Genomic DNA, 17,872 nt, shown 5'->3' with positions numbered 1-17,872 from the left:
TTCTTTCTTGCCAGAAGAGACAGTTTGATAAACATGTATAAAAAGGATTTGATATGACACCAGAGCAATACTTTAACAGACAGATACAGTTATGGGGTGAAGCGACACAAAAATCACTTCAAAATAAAAAGATAGCTATCATCGGTTCTGGTGGACTGGGATCTACTTTGGCGATGGCACTGGGTACATCAGGTATTGGGGAGATACATATGGTGGATTTTGATACCGTTTCAAATCATAATATCCATAGACAGATTGCATTTACACTGAAGGATGAAGGAAAAAACAAAGCCAAAACGGTAGCTGCATTGATAGAGGCTAAAAACCCGTTTGTCAAAGCGTTTGCTTTTGATATGGATTTTGATGCATTCAAAGAGCTGGGGAACACGTATGATCTCATACTTGATGCAACAGATAACCTTCCTGTAAGAGGTGAGATAGATAAACATGCCAAAGCGACCCATACACCTTGGATCTATGCAAGTGTGGAAGAGTTTAACGGACAGGTCTGTTTCTTTGATCAAGCAAATTTTCAAGTCTTTAATATTTCTGACCATAAACCCGGCGGTATCACGGCGCCTATCGTGATGCACATCGGATCTCTGCAGGCCAATCTGGCATTGCGCTATCTTGCGGGGCTTTCCGTGACGAAAGATAAACTCTATTATCTCTATTTTAACGATGAAGGTGAGTTAATGACACAAAAATTCGGCATGCCAGAGGCGTAAAACTAAATCAAATAGTGCTAAAATATGATAAAGAGTAAAGGAATACTATGAAATTAAACAGTCTGCTTTTATCAGGACTTATTTTGTTCTTTTCCGGATGTACCCAAGAGACCCAGAACAGTCTTAGCCGTTCACTACAAAACTGGACGGGTACCAATGGCGTCCTTGACATATATGCCGGAGATAAACTGGTACATAAATTTATCAAAATAGATAAGCTTTCAACGGCGTATGGAAGCAATGACAGTAAGCAAAGACCTTATCGTTACGGATACGGTATTGATGATCTAAACTTTAATGGTAAAAAAGATGAAGGAGAGAAGAAAGTTTATTTTGAATTTTCTGATTACTCAACATCGTATATATTTTATGAAAGAAATTAAGGAGAACAGGTAAATGAAATTTATTTCGACAAACGAAGCACCCGCAGCAATAGGACCATACTCACAAGCAGTTGAGGTTAATGGATTCATCTATACTTCAGGACAGATCGCATTGACACCGGAAGGTGTGATGGCAGCAGATGATGTAGAGAATCAGACACATCAAGTAATGAAAAACCTTTTTTATGTACTTGAAGCAGCCGGAGCACACTTTAATGATGTGATCAAAACAACGATCTTTTTGGCAGACATGAATGACTTTGAAAAAGTCAATGCGATCTATGCACACTATTTTGGTACACATAAACCGGTACGTAGTACAGTTGCTGTGAAAACACTTCCAAAAAATGCACTGGTTGAGATCGACTGTATTGCAATTGCCGGAGCAGATTATAATTTTTAGAGACAAAAGTAGTGAATACCCGGGGAAAGTAGTTTAGTTTAAAAAAATATTAAAACAACTTTGGGTATAATCACGAACTTTTTAAAAAACAATAGATATAAAGGGTTTTGCAATGTACGCAATCATTAAAGCAAGTGGCCAACAATTTAAAGTTCAAGAGGGTGATATCATCTGTTTTGACAACATGAATCTTGAGCCAAAAGCAGCGGTAGAATTTAAAGAAGTTCTAGCACTAGACAACGGTGAATTAACTGTAGGAGCTCCTTTCGTAGAGGGTGCTGTAGTTAAAGGTGAAGTAATCAATGAAGGTAGAGATAAAAAAGTTATCATCTACAAAAAAAGAAGAAGAAAAGATTCAAAACTTAAAAGAGGTTTCAGAAGAGACTTTACAAGAGTTAGAATTACTAAAATAGCATAAGGAGCTCAGATGGCACACAAGAAAGGACAAGGATCCACTCAAAATAACCGTGATTCAGCTGGACGTCGTTTAGGCGTTAAAAAATTTGGTGGTGAAGCAGTTATCCCTGGTAACATCATCATCAGACAAAGAGGAACTAAAGTACACCCAGGTAATGGTGTAGGAATGGGTAAAGACCATACGATCTTTGCACTTGTTGAAGGTGTAGTGAAGTTTGACAATAAATCTGCTAAGCAAAAGAAAGTTTCAGTAGTACCTGCATAATCCCTTTATAAGTCCGACAGGTTCGGGCTTATGTTTCCTCACTTTTTTCATCCTCTATAACCAATAGATGTCTACATCTGTTACGGCCTAAAAACCAACCATTATTATAATTTTGATCGTTATTAAAGAGCGTATGTGATTTGGTATATCTACCTTTTGATGTTGTGCACCCATCTATAATGCCTTGTTGATAGTTTACAGGAAGGTTTTTACCAAAATAGATACCACTATGGTAATAGCCTGTCTGATGTACAGGTTCATCGTCATGTACACAGCCGGTTAAATAGAGTAATGCACTGCCGATGAGAAATAATGATACTGATTTTCGTCGAAACATATCTTCACCTTTTCGCTCAAATATGAAAATTATAGCGATTCTTCCCCTAATTTAGGTATAATTTCGTAATTCATATACTATGGTCATAAGATACGATAGTTTTTTTCACAAGATAAAAGGTTTTTAAATGTTTGTAGATAGTGTAGAACTAACCATTAGTTCTGGTAAAGGTGGTGCAGGAGCCATCTCTTTTTGGACAGAAAAATTTGTCACCAAAGGCGGGCCAGATGGCGGTGACGGTGGCCGTGGAGGTTCTGTATATTTTAAAATAGATAACAATACAGATACCCTCTCAGCACTTCGTGGCCGAAATCATATCAAAGCAGAAAATGGACGTCCAGGAGAAGGGCGTAAGTGTTATGGCCGTAAGGGACATGATACCATAATCACGGTACCTCCCGGTACTACTGTAGTGGATGTTGATACGGGTGAAGAGTTGCTTGATCTGGTCAATGAAGGAGAAGTGGTACTCTTTCTTGAAGGAGGCAAAGGCGGTCTGGGAAATATGCACTTTAAAAGTTCAAGTAACCAAAGACCAACCTATGCACAACCTGGACTTCCTGGGATCACCAAGCATGTAAGACTTGAAATGAAACTTATTGCAGATGTAGGTTTGGTGGGCTATCCGAATGTAGGAAAATCTACACTGATCTCTACGCTTTCCAATGCAAGGCCGCAAGTAGCAAACTATGAGTTTACAACCCTGACACCGAAACTCGGTGTCGTACATGTAGGTGACTTCGATTCTTTTATGATGGCGGATATACCTGGGATCATCGAGGGTGCCAGTGACGGTAGAGGTTTGGGATTAGAGTTTTTAAAGCATATTGAAAGAACCAAAACACTGCTTCTTATGATCGATGCGGCAAACTATAGAGAGATGAAATATCAGTATGAGACACTTCTGGTTGAGTTGAAACGTTATTCTGAAACACTTGCTACACGAAAGCATGCGATCGCTATTACCAAAATTGATTCACTTTCACAAGATGAAGTGAATGCTTTGACAGAAACATTCTTAGCAGATATCGGTTTGGAAGCGAATGATACATTACATCAATATAAAGCAGATACAAACTATCTAAGTTATGGGTTCAAGACAGATTTTGGTATACAGATGCCAGAAGAGAAACCATTTTTTGTACTTCCTATCTCATCTGTAGCACATTTAAATACCGAAGCATTGCGTTATGCGATCGGTGATTTTGTCAAAATGGTTAAAGCAGAACAGTAAATTGCGTAAGTAGGTCTAATGAAAAGAATAGTCATTAAAGTGGGTTCTCATGTTTTAACAGAAAATGGTGCTATTGCCAAACCACGTATGCTGGCATTGGTGCAACTGATAGCTGAACTGAAAACACATCACTATGATGTGATCTTGGTGAGTTCGGGTGCGGTGTCTGCAGGATATACACAATTACCACTGGATAGAAGTCAGGTCTCAAACAAGCAGGCATTGGCTGCAATAGGCCAGCCACTGCTTCTTAAAATGTATCAGGAGAAGTTTGCCAGATTTAATCTACTCTGTTCTCAAGTACTTTTGAGTGCAGATGTGTTTGGAGAACCTGAACACATCGCACATGCCAAAAATGCGATAGATACATTGTTAAAAAACAATGTAGTACCTATCATCAATGAAAATGATACCGTCAGTATCGAAGAGTTGGTTTTTGGAGACAATGACAGACTCTCTGCACATGTAGCACACTACTTTGATGCCTCACTGCTTGTCATACTCTCAGATATCGATGCTTTCTATGACAAGGATCCAAATAAATATGATGATGCAAAACGAAGAGTAGTGGTCAACAGGCTGGAAGAGGATGAACTCAATGCTGAGCATACACCGAATAATGAATTTGCTACAGGTGGTATAGTGACAAAACTGCAATCTGCAGATTTTTTAATGAGACAGGGAAGAGAGATGTTTTTGGCAAGTGGATTTGATCTGAGTGATGTGAAAGCTTTTCTTGTAGAGGGTGAACATAAGGGCGGAACACTGTTTAAAGCCTGATGATGTGAATTTATAATAATAAGAAGAATAAAATGAAATACAAAATAGTCTACATGGGAACACCCCATTATGCAAAAGAGATACTTAAAACACTGATAGAGGCTGAAGATATGGAAGTCTCTTTGGTTCTCACACAACCAGACCGTCCTGTAGGACGTAAGAAAGTTTTGACTCCCCCTCCTGTAAAAGAGTTGGCATTGCAACACGGTATTGAAGTTTTACAGCCTGGCCGTTTGAGTGATGAGGGTATAGAAGATAGGATCAAAACATTGAATCCCGATTTCATCGTGGTAGCAGCATTTGGGCAGATCCTGCCTAAAAGCATACTGGATATTGCACCTTGCATCAACTTGCATGCTTCGCTTTTACCTCAGTATAGAGGTGCCTCTCCTGTACAGCAATCTCTACTTCACGGTGACACAAAAACGGGTGTCACTTCCATGTTGATGGAAGAGGGGCTGGATACGGGTCCTATGCTTGAAAAAATAGAGTTCGACATACCTTCAGATATGCGTCTTCATGCCCTGATGGCACAACTGACTTTGGATGCATGCAGACTGACGCTAAGTACCATCAGGAATTTTGAGAACATTACACCCCAAGTGCAAGATGAAGCGGAAGCATCACTTTGTAAAAAGATCAAGAAGAGTGACGGTGAAGTAGATTTTGAAGATGCAAGTATCATCTATAATAAATACAGAGCATTTGAAGGTTGGCCAGGCATTTTTGCTGCGAACGGTACAAAATTTGACGGACTCTCTCTGGTAGATACAGGGTCAAAAAACAAAGCATTTGAGATTCTCTCCTTTATAGACGAGAGCGTTGTCGTGGGGTGTCTTGAAGGGTCTTTGAAAGTGGAAACGATCCAGCCTGCATCAAAAAAGCCAATGTCGGCAAAAGCATATTGTGTAGGAAGGGGGCTGAAAGTTGGAGATAGTATCATTTGATACACTTGCTTCTACACAAAAGTATCTTTTAGAACAATTAAAGAAGCAAAGCCTGCAGGCCCCTTTGGCAGTGATCGCAAATCAACAGCATTCGGGTATCGGGAGCCGTGACAATTCCTGGTCAGGGGGAGAAGGAAACTTTTTCGCTTCCATCGCAGTGAATTTGGATGATCTGCCTGAAGATTTGCCGCTAGAATCTGCCTCTATCTATTTCTCTTTCATCATGAAGCAAACGCTTGAGGCACTTGGTGAAGATGTTTGGTTAAAATGGCCCAATGACTTTTATCTAAATGATGAAAAAATAGGCGGAACAATTACAAATAAATTCAAAAATACGTTAGTATGTGGAATGGGGATAAATTTAAAAAATTCTCAAAATGGCTATAGAGCCTTAGAATGCGATATTCAAGCCAAAAATCTGCTGGAAATGTACCTTGAGAAAATTGAAAAATTTCCAACATGGAAGCAAATTTTTAGATTGTATGAGATAGAATTTGAGCTTAGCAGAAAGTTTTCAGTTCATATTGAAAACGATAAAAAGAGCCTTTCAGATGCGACTTTATGTGCAGACGGCTCTTTAATTATAGAGGGGAAGAGGGTGTTTAGTTTACGATGAGTGAGATAATTAGTATAGCCAATCAAAAAGGTGGCGTAGGAAAAACAACGACAGCAGTAAATTTGGCAGCCTCTTTGGCTGAAAAAGGGAAGAAAGTCCTTCTTCTTGACATTGATCCACAGTCCAATGCAACCACGAGTTTGGGCTTCAGCAGAGGGGATTATGAATATAATATCTATCATGTACTTATCGGAAGTAAAAAACTTTCAGAAGTGATCCTTAAAACAGATATTAAAAATCTAAAACTTGTGCCTTCTAACATTGGTTTGGTCGGTATAGAAAAAGAGTTTTATAATCCTAAGGCAAAAAACAGAGAGTTGTTTCTAAAAGGAAAACTTCAAGAGGTCGCTTCGAAATTTGATTTTATTATTATAGATTCACCTCCGGCACTGGGCCCTATTACCATTAATGCGTTGAGTGCATCGGATTCTGTGATCATACCGATCCAGTGTGAATTTTTCGCCCTGGAAGGATTGGCACAGCTCCTCAATACAGTAGGGCTTTTGAAAAAGACGATCAATCCGAAACTCAAGATCAAAGGTTTCCTGCCTACGATGTATTCAGGTCAGAATAACCTTTCTAAGCAGGTGCTTGCCGACTTGAGTCATCATTTTAAAGACAAACTTTTCCATGTAAAAAAAGGGAAAAAGTGTATTGTTGTACCGCGAAATGTCAAGATCGCAGAGAGTCCAAGTTTTGGAAAACCAGTGACTTCATATGCTGTAAGTTCAAAAGGTTCTGTTGCCTATAGGGACCTTGCAACAGTCATTGCAAGAGGTTAGGGTATGGCATTAGGCAGAGGACTGGGAGAGATCCTTTCTGAGGTAGAAGAGGCGTATGAAAGAGACTTAAGCGATATTGACAGTTTTGAGCTTGAATCTCAAGGTGCCAGGGTAGAAGATATCGCCGTTGAGAGTATTGCAGCAAACCCATTCCAACCACGTAAACATTTTGATGAACAGGCCCTCAAAGAGTTAAGTCACTCTATCGCAGAGCATGGACTGCTTCAGCCTATCGTTGTGATAGAAAAAGAGGAGGGGTATCTTCTTATTGCCGGTGAGCGTCGTCTTAGAGCACATAAACTTGCAAAACTCACTACTATAAAAGCCATTATTGCCAATGTAGACATAGATGAGATAAGACTCCGTGAACTTGCACTGATTGAAAATATACAACGAGAAAACCTCAATGCAATTGAACTGGCAAATTCTTATGCCGAGCTGATAGAGGTCCATAATATCACACATGATGACCTCTCTTCTATTGTGCACAAAAGCCGTTCACAGATCACCAATACAATGCGTCTTCTCAGCCTCTCTTCTTATGCTCAAGAGCAACTTGTTGAGGGGAAGATATCGCAGGGACACGCAAAGGTCCTGGTCGGACTTGATGAAAAGAAACAAAAAATTGTGATAGACAGTGTCATTGGTCAGAAACTGAGTGTACGTGATACAGAAAATATGGTGAAGAGTCATAAAGAGAATGTTCCTGTCACTACCTCTAAACCGGTCACTGTGAAGCTACTGGAAAAATACGCTGATGTTTTAGCAGAGAGTTTGCCTTTTAAACATAAGCTCAAAGCAAAAAGTATCGAGATTAGTTTTGATAATGAAAAAGAGGTTGAAAACTTCCTGACACAGTTACAAACAAAGTAATGGGTAGAAGATAAACACTTTATAAAACAAAACCTATAATTCCTCTTTATATTTAAAATACTCACAGATTTTAATCATATCCTCATGTCAATAATGTTAATATTACGCGAAATTACATGAGGAGTTTTAATGCTTGACATACATTTACCATTGATGTTGTTCGTATTGGCTTTGTTTCTAACCCTACTTGTTCTTTTAAATAATATGCTATTTCAGCCATTGGTAAAATTCATGGATGACAGAGATCACTCTATAGCAAAAGATTTGGAAGCTGCAAAAGGTCTTAGTGGTAACAGTGACGAACTAAATGCAAAGGCAGATGAAATTATTAGCGATGCTAAAAATGAAGCTGCGGGGATCAGACAGAAAGCAATTGATGATGAAAAAACATTGGCTGCAAGTCGAATTGAGACTAGACAAAATGAATTAGAAACTGAGTATAACAAATTCGTAGAAAAGCTAAACTCTGACAAAGAGAACCTTAAAAACTCTCTTCTTTCTCAAATGCCTCTATTTAAAGAGAGCCTAAAAGCTAAATTTAGCAAATTATAGGAAGGGATGAAGATGAAAAAAATAGTACTATTGTCTTTACTTATGGTACCTGCTGTGCTTTTGGCTAGTGGCGGTGATGCAGAGTCAAGCCGTTACTTTGCTCAAACTGGTAGAGAATCAGACTTTTGGCCGAGAGTCATTAACTTTACGATCTTTGCAGCTTTGCTTTATTACTTGATCGCAAATCCGATCAAAAACTTCTTTAAAGGCAGAAGTGAAGATATTGCAACGCAACTAAATGAGATCGAAAAGAAACTTCAAGCAGCGAAAGATGAGAAAAAAGAAGCGCAGAATCGTTTAGATGAAAGTAAAAAGAGAGCAGAAGAAATTCTTGCCGACGCAAAAGCAGAAGCAATTCTCTTAGCAGAAAAGATCGCGACTGCAAATCAAAATGAGTTAGCACTTTTAGATAAACAACTTGAAGAGAAAATGTCTCTTGAAGAGAGAAAAGCAGCAAGAGAAGCCATCGATGAGATATTAAGTGAAAATATCACTGCAGATGACATCATGTTAGATGAAGCTAAAGTTGTTGAAATTATTTCTAAGAAGGTGGCGTAATGGAAGAGTTAATTGCTAAAAGATATGCTAAAGCACTTTCTTCAGTATCTAAAGACCTTCCAGGTGTTTTAGAAGTACTTAATGTACTTAGTGAAGTGGTAAGCAGTACAGAGATCAAGTCAACATTGACATCTCCGATCATTTCAAGTGAAGATAAGACAGCAATGATCTTATCTTCACTGGGTGAGAGTGATGCAACACTTGTGAACTTCATTAAGATTTTAGGTGAAAATGGAAGACTTGATCTCCTTCCTATTATTACAAAAGTATTGAATTCAGATCAGCAAAAAGCTTCAAATTCATATGAAGGTGTATTGAAAAGTGCATCATCACTTGATGAGGCAGCAGTCGCTAATCTTGAAGAGACACTTAAAAAGTATACAGGTTCAATGATCAAACTGACACAAGAAAAAAGTGACTTTGACGGGGTACGTGTTTCAGTTGATGATTTGGGTATAGAGGTAAACTTCTCTAAGCAGAGAGTTAAAGAACAGTTAATTGATTTCATTAAGAAATCTTTGTAGTTATCTAAAAGAAAGGAGTATCAGTGGCAGTTAAATTGCAAGCAGATGAGATAAGTTCTATCATCAAAGAAAGAATTGAGAATTTTGAAATTGATGTTGACATCAATGAAGTAGGAAAAGTAGTAGGTATCGCAGACGGTATTGCAACAGTATATGGTCTTAACAATGTTATGGCTGGTGAAGTTGTAGAGTTTGATAACGGTGCTAAAGGACTTGTATTAAACCTTGAGGAAGCAAACGTTGGTGTGGTTGTTCTTGGTTCAAGTGCAGGTATCAAAGAAGGTATGAGTGCTAAAAGAGCGGGAGATCTTCTTAAGACACCAGTAGGTGACGGTATGATGGGTAGAGTAGTAAACCCACTTGGTGAGCCTGTAGATGGTAAAGGTGCAGTTGAAGCAACTGAGCATAGATTTATTGAAGAAAAAGCACCAGGGATCATGGCTAGAAAATCAGTTCATGAACCACTTCAAACAGGTATCAAAGCGATCGATGCACTTGTACCGGTTGGTAGAGGACAAAGAGAGCTTATCATCGGTGATAGACAAACAGGTAAAACAACATTGGCTATCGATACGATCATCAACCAAAAAGGTCAAGATGTTGTATGTATCTATGTTGCGATTGGTCAAAAGCAATCAACTGTAGCTGCTACAGTGAAGAAGCTTGAAGAGCATGGTGCAATGGATTACACGATCGTTGTAACTGCTGGTGCAGCTGACTCTTCAGCACTTCAGTTCCTTGCTCCATATGCGGGTGTAACTATGGCTGAGTACTTCAGAGACAACGGTAGACATGCGGTTATCTTCTATGATGACCTTTCTAAACATGCAGTTGCATATAGAGAGATGTCATTGATCCTTAGAAGACCTCCGGGTAGAGAAGCATACCCAGGTGATGTTTTCTATCTTCACTCAAGACTTCTTGAAAGAGCTGCAAAGCTTTCTGATGATCTAGGTGCAGGTTCTATTACTGCATTCCCGATCATTGAAACACAAGCAGGTGATGTTGCGGCGTATATCCCGACAAACGTTATCTCTATTACAGATGGTCAGATCTTCCTAGAAACTGACTTGTTCAACTCAGGTATCAGACCGGCGATCAACGTAGGTCTTTCTGTATCAAGAGTTGGTGGTGCTGCACAGATCAAAGCAACAAAACAAGTATCTGGTACATTGAGACTTGACCTTGCTTCATTTAGAGAGCTTCAGGCATTTGCACAGTTTGCATCTGATCTTGATGACTATACAAGAGGTCAGCTTGAGCGTGGTCAGAGAATGGTAGAGGTACTTAAACAAGGGCCATACCAGCCGGTTGCAATTGAGAAACAAGTTGTGATCATCTTTGCAGGTGCAAATGGATACCTTGATGATATCGCTGCATCTTCTGTAACAAAGTTTGAAGCAGACCTTATGCCATTTATGGAAGCAAAATATGCGAATATCCTTGATGCTATCAGAACTGAGAAGAAGATCTCTGATGATACAGATGGAGAATTACGTAAAGCTATCGAAGATTTCAAAGCTTCATTCGCTGGATAAGAAAGGCTTAATATGGCTAATTTAAAAGAGATAAAGCGTAAGATTGGAAGTGTTAAAAACACACAAAAGACCACTAACGCTATGAAGCTTGTCTCTTCTGCTAAATTGAAAAGAACAGAAGAGCTTGCTAAAAGATCTAGAGTCTATGCTGAAAAATTGACCGGTCTTTTGAATGAGATCGCTCAAAAAATGCAGCAGTCCAATGCTGACGGTATAGATAATATCTATTTTAAGGATGCGCAGAATCCTAAGATGGTAGACATTGTATTTATCACAGCAGATAAAGGTCTTTGTGGTGGTTTTAATTCACAAACAATCAAAAGAGTCAACAAATTGATTGCTGAATATAAAGCACAGAATGTAAAAGTACGTCTTAGATCTGTAGGTAGAAAAGGTATCGATTATTTTAAATTCAATAATTTTGAATTAAATGATGAGATCGTAGGACTTTCTGCTGCACCAGACTTTAAGCAGGCTGCAGAGTTTATCTCTGAAGTAGCTGACTCTTATGTGAATGGTGAGACGGATAAGATCGTTTTGGTACACAACGGTTATGTAAACATGATCACTCAAGAAGTAAGAGAGGATCAGGTTTTACCGGTTGATTCATCAAAATTAAAACTTGATGTGGTCTCAACTTCGGAACTGGAAGTAGAACCTGATGATGATGACACACTACTTGATGCATTGGTGAAGCGTTATATTGAGTATACAATGTATTACTCACTTATCGATTCATTGGCAGCAGAACACTCTGCCCGTATGCAAGCGATGGATGCAGCAACAAGCAATGCTAAGCAGATGGTAAAAGACCTTACTGTGAAGTATAACAAAGCAAGACAAGAAGCGATTACTACTGAGCTCATAGAGATCATCAGTGGTATGGAATCAATGAAATAATTAGAGGAGAAGTAATGACAGGTAAAATAGTACAAGTCTTAGGTCCCGTTATCGATGTGGATTTTACAGACTATCTACCGGAGATCAATGAAGCGTTAGAAACTACGTTTATGGTTGACGGTAAAGAGCAAAAATTGGTTTTAGAAGTAGCAGCGCAACTAGGTGACAACAGAGTTAGAACAATTGCTATGGATATGAGTGAAGGGTGTGTTAGAGGTCAAGAAGTAAAAGCAACTGGTGACTCTATCAAAGTTCCTGTAGGTGAAGAAGTTCTTGGACGTATCTTCAACGTTATCGGTGATCCTATCGATGAGGCTGGTGAAGTAAATGCAAAAGAGTACTGGTCAATCCACAGAGCACCACCACCATTTGAAGAGCAAAGTACAAAAACTGAAGTATTTGAAACAGGTATCAAAGTTGTTGACCTTCTAGCTCCATATAACAAAGGTGGTAAAGTTGGACTCTTCGGTGGTGCCGGTGTTGGTAAAACCGTTATTATCATGGAACTTATCAACAACGTTGCAATGAAACACAGCGGTTACTCTGTATTTGCCGGTGTTGGTGAAAGAACACGTGAAGGTAATGACCTTTACTTTGAAATGAAAGAATCAAACGTACTTGATAAAGTTGCACTGTGCTACGGTCAAATGTCAGAGCCTCCGGGAGCAAGAAACAGAATCGCACTTACTGGTCTTACTATGGCTGAGTACTTCAGAGATGAGATGGGTCTTGATGTATTGATGTTCATCGATAACATCTTTAGATTTGCGCAATCAGGTTCAGAGATGTCTGCACTTCTTGGTCGTATCCCTTCAGCTGTTGGTTACCAACCGACACTAAGCAGAGAGATGGGTGCACTTCAAGAGAGAATTACATCGACAACAAAAGGTTCAATTACTTCTGTTCAAGCAGTATATGTACCGGCGGATGACTTGACTGACCCGGCTCCAGCTTCTGTATTTGCTCACTTGGATGCAACAACAGTATTGAACAGATCTATTGCTGAAAAAGGTATCTATCCTGCGGTTGATCCACTGGATTCGACTTCTAGAATGCTTGATCCGCAAATCATTGGTGAAGATCACTACAATATCGCTAGAGGCGTACAGCAGATTCTTCAAAAATATAAAGATCTTCAAGATATCATTGCGATCCTTGGTATGGATGAGCTTTCTGAAGATGACAAACTTGTGGTTGAAAGAGCAAGAAAGATTGAAAAATACCTTTCTCAGCCGTTCCACGTTGCTGAAGTATTTACAGGTTCTCCAGGTGTGTATGTTACACTTGAAGATACACTTGAAGGATTTAAAGGTCTTATCGAAGGTAAATATGACGATATGAATGAAGCTGCGTTCTACATGGTAGGTAACATGGCTGAAGCTATTGCTAAAAACGATAAGATTAACGCTAAGTAATCTTAGTTCTTGTCTTATAAAGGATATTTATGGAACTTATGAAGCTAGAAATAGTCACACCAAACGGTGTGATTTTTGACGCTGAAGTAAAACAGGTAACACTACCGGGGTCAGAGGGTGAATTTGGTGTTTTAGCCAATCACGCTACTTTGGTATCATTACTTGATACGGGTGTCATTGTGATCGATAAGGCAGACGGGAGCGAAGTAGCAGTAGCTATCAACTCCGGGTATGTAAAAGTCGATGAAGAGAAGACAACTTGTATCGTAGATGGTGCAGTTGCTCTTTCCGGTGCAGATAGTGATCTTGCTAAAGCACTTGAAGCAGCAAAAGAGTTACTCAAAAGTGCTGAATCTTCTAGCACAGCTATCGCAGCAGCGGTAAGCAAAGTAGAGCACATCGGAAAGTCTTTATAATTTGAGCTCTCTCACTACTTATTTCTTTGAAAGCAGTGCAATCACGATATTTGTACTGCTTTTACTCTCAGGATACTTTATAGCTACATTTTGGGTATTTCTGGACAGATTCTATATCTTGAATGCACGTATTGCATCTGAAGCCAAATCACTCAAAGCTCTCTATACAGGTCAGTCAAAATCAGTGGCCAGTAATTCACTTATTTTTACTTATCTGTCTCGTGTCAATGTACCCAATAAAGCTATACTTCAAGCAGCATCTTCTGATGCGATAAGGGTATCCACAAAAGGACTTACCTGGCTCTCTATTATTGCATCCACTTCCCCTTTCATAGGTCTTTTTGGTACGGTAGTTGGAATACTTGAAACATTTACGAAACTGGGGGCACAATCGAGTGCCTCTTTGAGTGTCGTTGCCCCAGCGATATCTGAAGCGCTTATCGCGACTGCAGCAGGTATTGCTGTAGCGATATTTGCCTATTCGTTTCATTTGATACTCAAGCGCAAGGCTTATGAGCTAAGTTCATTGCTCTCTTCTCAATCAGAAGTGATCCTCTCCCAGGTTAATGGGGACGAATAATGTTTAGTTGGGATGATGATCCAGACTTGAACATTACGCCACTTGTGGATGTTATGCTTGTATTGATGGCTATCCTGATGGTCACGGCCCCTACGATCACTTTTCAAGAACAAATAACCTTACCTCAAGGATCAAAAACCGTTAAAGTAGAAAAACCAAAAACACTTACGATCCGTATGGACAAGGAGAAAAAGATCTATCTTGGCAAAGATACCTATGCCTTAGATACTTTTGCAGATGATTTTGTGAACCAGTCTGTAAAATATGATAAAAACTCCGAAGTCTATATCCGAGCAGATGAAAGCTTGAAATACAAAAATATTATGTATCTTCTTAAAAGCGTGAAAGCAGCAGGTTTCGAGAAGGTCTCATTGATAACATTATGATCAAGAAGCCCTCTACACTTATTTCAGGATTGTTGGCTGTGGGCATCTATATAGGTGTCATTTCGCTGCTTCTCTTCTATTTCAATACACGTGATGAAAAAAAACCGGTACATTTTGTGAAGAAAAATGAAGAGCGTATTCGCGTCTCTATGAGTACACCTAAACCTCAGGTTAAAAAAGAGATCACCACAGCACCCAAGAAAGTAGTGAAACCAAAGCCTAAGCCAAAACCAAAACCTAAAAAAGAAGTGAAGAAGAAAGTAGTTGAAAAAAAGATCATTAAAGAGAAGGTAGTGAAAAAAGCAAAGGTTGTCAAAAAGAAAAAAGATGTCAATACGACTAAGCCTAAAAAGGTAAATAAACCAAAAGATCTGTTTGCCAATATTACTTCTAAAAAGAAGATTGAAAAGCCTAAGCCTGTTAAGACAATACCTGTGAAGCCAAAAAAAGTTGAGATCAAAAAAGTTGCAAATAAAACCAGTGCAAGTGATCTTGTCTCTGATTCATTAAAGAGAGAAAAACAGAGTGATACGGGTATAGAGAATGCCTATTTGGCCAAGATAGAAGAGAAACTCAAAGGTTGGCCGGCACAAAGTGAATATGCAGGAGAGAAGGCAAAAGTATGGCTTAGGGTAGAACCCAACGGTAGATTTCAATATGAAGTGATCACGGCATCCGGAAATGAAGCATTCAATACAGGTCTCATGGCTTACTTAGAGCAGTTGCAAAAGATAGGCTTTGGACCGCATAAGGGAAACAGAGCCTATGAGCTGGATGTTGAGTTCGTTGCTACTGAATAGTATATGCATTATGCTGCAGCGTAATCAGTTATATTAAGAGGCTATCATATTGATGCTGTATAAATATCTGATACCAAACTCTTCTTTTGTTATAGGTTTAGAAAAATGGAAACCTTGATAGACAAGTTTGTTATCCAGATCATAGAGTAACTTTTTTTGTTTTTCATTTTCAATCCCTTCAATCACCAGTGTATAATCGAACTGTTCAGCAATGTGTAATATGGTTTTAATGAGCGCGATATCTGAAACATTATTTTCTATATTGAGGACAAATGATTTATCTATCTTGATCGTATCCAGAGAGAGATTTTGAATATAGGAAAGTGAGGAGTATCCTACACCGAAGTCATCTATAGCAAATCGTACTCCGTTCTGCTGTAAGGTGGAGATGACCTCTTTGGTATTTTTAAAGTTTTCTATCAGTGTTTGCTCCGTGATCTCGAAGGTAATATCTGAACATTTTAATCCATGGCGTTCTATCATACTAAGATAACGCGGGGCAAAATTATCTTCCAGGAGCTGTAGTACATCGATATTGATGGATATATATTCAAGATTCCACCGGTTCTGTCTTTTCCATGTGCTTATCTGTATACACGTCTGCTCGAGGATCCACCAAGTTGTATCCCATAGCAAGCCACTTTTCATAAGAAGAGGGATAAATTTATCCGGATTAAGAAGTCCTTTTGTCGGATGTTGCCAACGTAGTAGTGTTTCTGCTGCAATGACTGTGTCATCTGTCATAGAGACGATAGGTTGAAGAAGAAGTATGAACTCTCTATTTCTCAATGCATGGTGTAGATCAGATTGCAGTGCAAATTCCTCTTGTTGTTTTTGATCGAGTACGGCATTGTAAAAAGAGGTGGCTTCACCCGACCCTTTGGCCTGATACATGGCGATATCCGCTTGGCGTATGAGTTCCCCTATATCATTAAAACCGGGCTCTACTATGAGCATACCCATACTTGCAGATAGCAGATGAGAGGAGTTATGTATCACCAGTGGCTCTTTAAATGTATCTATGATCTTTTCAGAAAAATAGTGCATTCTTTCTTGCATGACCTCCATGTTTGTAGAGATAAAGGGTATCATAATGATAAACTCATCACCTCCGAGTCGGCAGATCTCGCAAGAAACGGTTAACGCTTTACTCAATCGTCTTGAGATATCAATGAGCACAATATCACCTGTGCTATGCCCCAAGGTGTCATTGATATTTTTAAAATCATTCAGATCCAGGTAGTAAAGCAGTGAATAGTATGTACCATATCGGAGATCATTTGTAAGACTCTGCATATATTCTTCAAACCCGCGTCTATTAAGAAGTGAAGTCAATGCATCCTGTGCAGCAAGTATACTCAACTGTTCTTGTACTTTATGCTCCTGGGTCTTATCATCTACCAGACCTATGAGACCAATGCTTTTATTGTCACTGTCAGTAAATGGAAAATATTTTATCTCTACCAGTAGCTCTTCATTATTTGGAAGGAGATGTGAGTCTTTAGAGACAAGAGAATTACCTCTGAGCACCCTATGAAGATCTCCGGAGGTGCTGTTTTGAAAGACCTTATAGGCAGTCTGACCAATGATCTCTTCTTGTGGACGTTGAAAAAGTGTACTCAATTTTTCATTACAGTTGATGATGCTGCAGTCTGTATCACAGGAGAATATACCAATAGGGGCTTCCTCAAATAAACTGTGCAGCAGTTCTTGTTTTTCCTGAAGCATGACTTCCATTTCGGAGATGATCTCTTCTTTGCTTTCAAGTGTTTTTTTCTGATTGTAAGAGTGTAAAATAATATTTGCCTGGGCAAAGAAATAGATCAGCAATAAAAAGGCGAGGATGATAGTTTCCACTTTTGTAATGAGAAGCATCGTCATAAAAAGAGGGATATAAAGTATGAGTAGAAAACCTATCGCAGTACGGTAGTCATACGATAGGGTGTTTGCCTCCGCACTGCTCATCCCGAGGATAATGACAAAGACAAGCATTTGATAATAATCATTGAGCTGGGGAGTGATAAAGAGAATCAAGATGGCATACATCAATGCGGTCATCCATGACCGAATCACAAACCTTTTATGCCATCTTTCGAGCGAATATCTCTCCACATGATTTTTATAGTCATAGGCATCATGCAGTCTCCACAGTGTAAATACTACGGTTATACCATACCAGACAAATGCATGGTTACCAACATAAGGTGTCAGCAGATAAAGAAAGATCGTTTCAAGTAGTACAAGACTGATAAGGGATTTTCTTGCAAAGTTATAGACATTGTCAAGTGTGTTTTGATCAACAACCCTATGTTTTCTTAATTGAAACAGCTCTTTTAAATACTCCATAGAAAATATATCCTTGTCCTTTTAACACTGAATTGACCCATTAAGGCCAAAAAAACTCTCCCTCCCATGACCAGATACCATGTTGCGTAACA

The 17,872-nt window shown here is 39.0% G+C and carries 23 protein-coding genes; 21 read left to right on the top strand and 2 right to left on the bottom strand.

From position 1 onward, the window contains the following. Positions 1 to 53: 53 nt before the first annotated feature. The 5 genes from MN086_RS08145 to rpmA all read left to right on the top strand — a co-directional run bounded on the left by MN086_RS08145 (position 54) and on the right by rpmA (position 2,196). A complete protein-coding gene (locus MN086_RS08145; protein WP_248575521.1) occupies positions 54 to 728 on the top strand; it encodes a ThiF family adenylyltransferase in 675 nt (224 codons plus the stop codon). A 47-nt stretch (positions 729 to 775) separates the two neighbouring features. After that, positions 776 to 1,111, top strand: coding sequence for a hypothetical protein (locus MN086_RS08140; protein ID WP_248575520.1), 336 nt, complete (start codon positions 776 to 778; stop codon positions 1,109 to 1,111). A gap of 13 nt (positions 1,112 to 1,124) precedes the next feature. Then, positions 1,125 to 1,514 (top strand): RidA family protein, encoded by a 390-nt coding sequence (locus tag MN086_RS08135; RefSeq protein ID WP_248575519.1) that lies wholly within the window; start codon positions 1,125 to 1,127, stop codon positions 1,512 to 1,514. Positions 1,515 to 1,626: 112 nt separating this feature from the next. Further along, a complete protein-coding gene (rplU, locus tag MN086_RS08130) occupies positions 1,627 to 1,932 on the top strand; it encodes a 50S ribosomal protein L21 (RefSeq protein WP_008243937.1) in 306 nt (101 codons plus the stop codon). 9 nt (positions 1,933 to 1,941) lie between these two features. Then, entirely contained in the window at positions 1,942 to 2,196 is a 255-nt protein-coding gene (gene rpmA / locus MN086_RS08125) for a 50S ribosomal protein L27 (RefSeq protein ID WP_248575518.1), read from the top strand. 28 nt (positions 2,197 to 2,224) lie between these two features. Here the strand turns inward: rpmA and MN086_RS08120 are convergent, their stop codons facing one another. Continuing rightward, on the bottom strand, positions 2,225 to 2,533 hold the full coding sequence (locus MN086_RS08120; protein ID WP_248575517.1) for a hypothetical protein: 309 nt from the start codon (positions 2,531 to 2,533) through the stop codon (positions 2,225 to 2,227). A 127-nt stretch (positions 2,534 to 2,660) separates the two neighbouring features. Here MN086_RS08120 and obgE point away from each other — a divergent pair, with 127 nt between their 5' ends. The 16 genes from obgE to MN086_RS08040 all read left to right on the top strand — a co-directional run bounded on the left by obgE (position 2,661) and on the right by MN086_RS08040 (position 15,434). Next, positions 2,661 to 3,767, top strand: a complete 1,107-nt coding sequence (obgE, locus tag MN086_RS08115) for a GTPase ObgE (RefSeq protein WP_248575516.1) — start codon at positions 2,661 to 2,663, stop codon at positions 3,765 to 3,767. An 18-nt stretch (positions 3,768 to 3,785) separates the two neighbouring features. Further along, a complete protein-coding gene (proB, locus tag MN086_RS08110; RefSeq protein WP_248575515.1) occupies positions 3,786 to 4,547 on the top strand; it encodes a glutamate 5-kinase in 762 nt (253 codons plus the stop codon). Between the two features lie 32 nt (positions 4,548 to 4,579). Beyond that, the gene (fmt, locus tag MN086_RS08105) at positions 4,580 to 5,494 is read left to right on the top strand and encodes a methionyl-tRNA formyltransferase (RefSeq protein WP_248575514.1); all 915 of its coding nucleotides are present in this window, start codon (positions 4,580 to 4,582) and stop codon (positions 5,492 to 5,494) included. Continuing rightward, positions 5,475 to 6,110: a biotin--[acetyl-CoA-carboxylase] ligase gene (locus MN086_RS08100; protein WP_248575513.1), complete on the top strand. Its 636-nt coding sequence runs from the start codon at positions 5,475 to 5,477 to the stop codon at positions 6,108 to 6,110. Before fmt ends, MN086_RS08100 begins: the two co-directional genes overlap by 20 nt. Continuing rightward, positions 6,107 to 6,892 carry a ParA family protein gene (locus MN086_RS08095; protein ID WP_248575512.1) on the top strand — a complete coding sequence of 262 codons (786 nt, stop codon included), beginning with the start codon at positions 6,107 to 6,109 and terminating at the stop codon, positions 6,890 to 6,892. Before MN086_RS08100 ends, MN086_RS08095 begins: the two co-directional genes overlap by 4 nt. A 3-nt stretch (positions 6,893 to 6,895) precedes the next feature. Next, positions 6,896 to 7,765, top strand: a complete 870-nt coding sequence (locus MN086_RS08090; protein ID WP_248575511.1) for a ParB/RepB/Spo0J family partition protein — start codon at positions 6,896 to 6,898, stop codon at positions 7,763 to 7,765. Positions 7,766 to 7,894: 129 nt separating this feature from the next. Next, positions 7,895 to 8,317, top strand: a complete 423-nt coding sequence (locus tag MN086_RS08085) for a F0F1 ATP synthase subunit B' (RefSeq protein WP_248575510.1) — start codon at positions 7,895 to 7,897, stop codon at positions 8,315 to 8,317. A gap of 12 nt (positions 8,318 to 8,329) precedes the next feature. Then, entirely contained in the window at positions 8,330 to 8,875 is a 546-nt protein-coding gene (locus tag MN086_RS08080; RefSeq protein WP_248575509.1) for a F0F1 ATP synthase subunit B, read from the top strand. After that, positions 8,875 to 9,399: a F0F1 ATP synthase subunit delta gene (locus tag MN086_RS08075; protein WP_248575508.1), complete on the top strand. Its 525-nt coding sequence runs from the start codon at positions 8,875 to 8,877 to the stop codon at positions 9,397 to 9,399. The genes MN086_RS08080 and MN086_RS08075 overlap by 1 nt, the downstream gene beginning before the upstream one ends. A 23-nt stretch (positions 9,400 to 9,422) precedes the next feature. Further along, complete coding sequence (gene atpA / locus MN086_RS08070) at positions 9,423 to 10,937, top strand: F0F1 ATP synthase subunit alpha (protein ID WP_248575507.1); 1,515 nt, start codon at positions 9,423 to 9,425, stop codon at positions 10,935 to 10,937. Positions 10,938 to 10,949: 12 nt separating this feature from the next. Further along, on the top strand, positions 10,950 to 11,837 hold the full coding sequence (atpG, locus tag MN086_RS08065) for an ATP synthase F1 subunit gamma (protein ID WP_248575506.1): 888 nt from the start codon (positions 10,950 to 10,952) through the stop codon (positions 11,835 to 11,837). Between the two features lie 14 nt (positions 11,838 to 11,851). After that, on the top strand, positions 11,852 to 13,252 hold the full coding sequence (gene atpD / locus MN086_RS08060; RefSeq protein WP_248575505.1) for a F0F1 ATP synthase subunit beta: 1,401 nt from the start codon (positions 11,852 to 11,854) through the stop codon (positions 13,250 to 13,252). 29 nt (positions 13,253 to 13,281) lie between these two features. Beyond that, entirely contained in the window at positions 13,282 to 13,668 is a 387-nt protein-coding gene (gene atpC, locus MN086_RS08055) for an ATP synthase F1 subunit epsilon (protein ID WP_248575504.1), read from the top strand. A gap of 1 nt (position 13,669) precedes the next feature. Further along, complete coding sequence (locus MN086_RS08050) at positions 13,670 to 14,248, top strand: MotA/TolQ/ExbB proton channel family protein (protein WP_248575503.1); 579 nt, start codon at positions 13,670 to 13,672, stop codon at positions 14,246 to 14,248. Continuing rightward, entirely contained in the window at positions 14,248 to 14,634 is a 387-nt protein-coding gene (locus MN086_RS08045; RefSeq protein ID WP_248575502.1) for a biopolymer transporter ExbD, read from the top strand. Before MN086_RS08050 ends, MN086_RS08045 begins: the two co-directional genes overlap by 1 nt. Beyond that, complete coding sequence (locus tag MN086_RS08040; protein WP_248575501.1) at positions 14,631 to 15,434, top strand: TonB C-terminal domain-containing protein; 804 nt, start codon at positions 14,631 to 14,633, stop codon at positions 15,432 to 15,434. The genes MN086_RS08045 and MN086_RS08040 overlap by 4 nt, the downstream gene beginning before the upstream one ends. A 33-nt stretch (positions 15,435 to 15,467) precedes the next feature. Here MN086_RS08040 and MN086_RS08035 read toward each other — a convergent pair whose 3' ends face one another. Continuing rightward, positions 15,468 to 17,780, bottom strand: a complete 2,313-nt coding sequence (locus tag MN086_RS08035) for a bifunctional diguanylate cyclase/phosphodiesterase (RefSeq protein WP_248575500.1) — start codon at positions 17,778 to 17,780, stop codon at positions 15,468 to 15,470. Positions 17,781 to 17,872: the final 92 nt, after the last annotated feature.

It is taken from the genome of Sulfurovum sp. XGS-02, assembly GCF_023213175.1.
GTDB lineage: Bacteria > Campylobacterota > Campylobacteria > Campylobacterales > Sulfurovaceae > Sulfurovum.
This window is presented reverse-complemented; position numbering and strand designations above follow the sequence as displayed.